Below are 3,372 nucleotides of genomic sequence, written 5' to 3' on the forward strand. Positions count from 1 at the left end.
CGCGCCCGTCCCCCGTGTCGTCCCCGCCCACCCCAATCCGACGATCCACGGCCTGTCCGAGGTCGCGGCCTGGACCGTCGCCCTGGCGCAGGCCGCCGACGAGGCCGGGGCCGAAGGCGTACCGATCTTCCTCGGCGGCGACCACAGTCTGTCGGCCGGCACCGTGTCGGGCATGGCCCGGCGTGCGGCCCGCGAGGGGCGCCCGCTCTTCGTCCTGTGGCTCGATGCCCATCCGGACCTGCACACCCTCGACACCACCACGAGCGGCAACCTGCACGGGGTGCCCATGGCCTACGCCACGGGCGCTCCGGGCTTTGCCGGCTACCTGCCGCCCCTCGGGGCACCCGTCGATCCGCACCACGTCTGCATGATCGGCCTGCGCAGCGTCGATCCGGCCGAGCGCGCCGCCCTGGGAACGGCGGGAATCCGTGTCCACGACATGCGCGCCATCGACGAGAACGGCATCGGCGTGCTGCTGGCGGATTTTCTCGACCGGGTGCGGCGAGTGGACGGCCTCCTGCATGTCAGCCTCGACGTCGATTTCCTCGATCCCGGCATCGCTCCGGGCGTGGGTACCACGGTACCGGGGGGCGCCACCTTTCGCGAGGCGCATCTCGCCATGGAGATGCTCCACGACAGCGGCCTCGTGCGCAGCCTCGACCTCGTCGAACTCAATCCGTTCCTCGACGAGCGCGGCCGCACTGCCCTGCTGATGACGGATCTCGCCGCCAGCCTCATGGGCCGGCGCGTCCTCGACCGGCCGACCCGGAGCTTTTGAACGGGCGGCTCACGCCGCCCGCGCCGGGCCCGTGTGGAGGTCGCGGAGGAACGCGGCGGTGACATTCCCTAGAAGACCGACTTGATCGCGCACGGCCTGGGTCGAGGCCTGGACCTCGTCGGCGACGAATGTGGTCGTCCCCAGGGCCTCGGCGACGGCCGAGACCTGGGCGGTCGCCGTGTGCGCGTCCTGCACGGCCGCGCCCACGTTGACGTCCATGGCCTGCGTCGCCTGGCGCTGGCGCTCGATGGCCTCGACCATCGCCGCGGTGGTGCGCTCGACATCGGCGATCCGCGCGGCGAAGCCCCGCATGAAGGCGATGGAGGTCTGCGTCGCCCCCTCGACGTCGCGGATCTGCGCCGCGATCTCCTCCGTCGCCCGGGCGGTCTGTCCGGCCAGGGTCTTCACTTCCGCCGCGACCACGGCGAAGCCCCGTCCGGCCTCCCCGGCGCGGGCGGCCTCGATGGTGGCGTTGAGGGCGAGCAGGTTGGTCTGCTCGGCCACCTGCCGGATCGCCGTGATCACCGAGCCGATCCGCTCGACGGAGACGGTCAGGGCGTTGACGGTCTCGCCGGTCTGGCGCGCCTCGTCGGCGGCCGCGCGGGTGACGGTGTTGGTCGCCGCCAGGTGTCCGGCGATCTCGTCGGCCGCCGCCGTGAGGCCGAGGCAGGTCTGGGCGATCTGGTGGACGTTGCGGCTGGCGTGCCGCGAACTCGCCGTGGCGCCGTCCGTGGTCTGCGCCGTCTCCCGGGCGAAGCGCATGAGGCGGGCGGCGCTGCCCTCCATGGTTCCAAGGGTCTGTTCGATGGTCCCCACGGCGCGGCCCATGGCGCCCTGGAACGCCTGGACCTGGGCCTCGACGGCGAGGACCCGCGCCTTCTCGGCCTGGACCTGGGCCACGGCCTGACTCTTGAGGGCCTCGGCGGCGTCGCGGTCGGTCACGCTCTGCTGCAGGGCGTCGCTCGCGGCCACGCCGGCCTGGAGGCTCGCGACCAGCCAGACCAGGACCCCCGTCTGCGCGATCAGGATGGCGGCGTGGAGAAGGACGCGGTCGATCCCGGCGCCGTCCGGGAAGACGAGGCTCGGCAGCACGAGCGAGAGCCCGAGGTGATGCACGGCGACGATGGCCGCGAAGGCGACCAGCGCCTTCCAGTCGAGCCAAGCGGCGACCATGGCGAGACTCGCGAAGAAGTACATGTGCGCGTCGAGCTGCAGGCTGCGTCCGCCGCTCTCCCGGTGGAGGATCGCCACCAGCACGGCGACGAGACCGGCCAGCGCCATGCTGGACGCGATGCGCGTGCGCGGCCCGATCAGATCGCGGGTGCTCAGCCAGGTCGGCGGGAGCGCCAGCGCCAGGGCGGCCACGGCCGCCGCCGCGTTCGGCAGGGCGCCCTGCCACGCGTTGATCCCGACGATCAGCGCGACGTTGACCCAGAGGAGCCCGATGAGCGCCTTGCCGGACGTGGTCCGGATCTTGTCGAGGGTCGATTCCTGTGCCGAAGCCGGATGCAGCGTCATGGGACTCGACTCAGGGTTCGCGCGTCGTCGGACAACCCGCGACGCTGGAGGCATTGACGACCGCCCAGGCACCGGCCGCGCGCAGGCGCTGCGGGAAGTCCGGGTGTTCCGAGACGGCGACAGCCATCCAGGCCAACCCCGCCCCGCGCAGGATCCGGCCGTCCGCCCGCCCGACGAGGTCGAGGATCCGGGTGGCGCCGGAACCGGGCGGCGCGATGACGAGGACGGGCCGGCCGGTCTCGGGCGCGCCCAGGATCAGGAGCGGTATTCCGAGGGCGGTTGCGGCCGGCAGGACGGAGTCGGACAGGAGCGTCATGAAGGACAAATAACCGTGATGTCCTTCAAAAAGCTCTTAACGCGCTCGGAGAAGTTGCATGGGCCGGATGCTCCGTGTCCGTCCCCCCTTCCAAGGAGCCGAGGCCCGAAGGGTCAATTCTGCGACGTCGCGGCGGGAGACGGAGTTTTGGCGCGTCGTTCTCGCGTGGCGGGCGGGCGCGGCGATACAGTCGTGATCGCATCGGTCCGGAACTGGATCAGTAGGCGTTGGTCGTGCGCACCAGGGAAAGCGGCGTCGCGAGCATGATCCGGATGTCGAACAGCACGGACCAGTTCTCGATGTAGTGCAGGTCGTGCTCGACCCGGCGCCGGATCTTGTCGCTGGTGTCGGTCTCGCCGCGCCAGCCGTTGACCTGGGCCCAACCGGTGATGCCCGGCTTGACCTTGTGGCGGGCGAAGTAGCCGTCCACCACCTGGTCGTAGAGGGTGTTCGACACGTGACCCTGGAGGGCGTGGGGTCGAGGTCCGACGAGGGACAGCTCGCCCTTGATGACGTTGAACAGCTGCGGCAGCTCGTCCAGGGACGTCCGACGGATGAAGCGGCCCACCGGGGTCACGCGCGGATCGCCCCGGGTCACCTGCCGGGCGGCGGCGAAATCCACCTTGTCGTGGTACATCGAGCGGAACTTGTAGACCTCGATGAGCTCGTTGTTGAAGCCGTAGCGCTTCTGCCGGAACAGGACCGGCCCGGGCGAGGTCAGGGCGACGGCCGCCGCCACGGCGAGCATCACGGGGCTGAG

General features: G+C 71.2%; 4 protein-coding genes. 1 reads left to right on the forward strand and 3 read right to left on the reverse strand.

What is annotated here, in order from left to right:
* On the forward strand, positions 1-778 hold a 778-nt coding region (gene rocF / locus FV218_RS22095; RefSeq protein ID WP_147711564.1), incomplete at its 5' end, for an arginase.
* Positions 779-787: 9 nt separating this feature from the next.
* Here the strand turns inward: rocF and FV218_RS22100 are convergent.
* The 3 genes from FV218_RS22100 to FV218_RS22110 form a co-directional block, all read right to left on the reverse strand.
* Positions 788-2,296: a methyl-accepting chemotaxis protein gene (locus FV218_RS22100; RefSeq protein WP_147711565.1), complete on the reverse strand. Its 1,509-nt coding sequence runs from the start codon at positions 2,294-2,296 to the stop codon at positions 788-790.
* A gap of 10 nt (positions 2,297-2,306) precedes the next feature.
* On the reverse strand, positions 2,307-2,612 hold the full coding sequence (locus FV218_RS22105; RefSeq protein ID WP_147711566.1) for a hypothetical protein: 306 nt from the start codon (positions 2,610-2,612) through the stop codon (positions 2,307-2,309).
* Positions 2,613-2,829: 217 nt separating this feature from the next.
* Positions 2,830-3,372 (reverse strand): sugar transferase (locus FV218_RS22110; protein ID WP_187273143.1); only part of this gene is annotated, 543 nt, incomplete at its 5' end.

This window comes from Methylobacterium sp. WL69 (genome assembly GCF_008039485.1).
In the GTDB taxonomy this organism is placed as follows: domain Bacteria; phylum Pseudomonadota; class Alphaproteobacteria; order Rhizobiales; family Beijerinckiaceae; genus Methylobacterium.

Bases quoted from the DNA above. Each gene is read 5' to 3' on its own strand.
- FV218_RS22100 (WP_147711565.1), bottom strand. From the start codon at position 2,296: ATGACGCTGCATCCGGCTTCGGCACAGGAATCGACCCTCGACAAGATC.
- FV218_RS22105 (WP_147711566.1), bottom strand. From the start codon at position 2,612: ATGACGCTCCTGTCCGACTCCGTCCTGCCGGCCGCAACCGCCCTCGGA.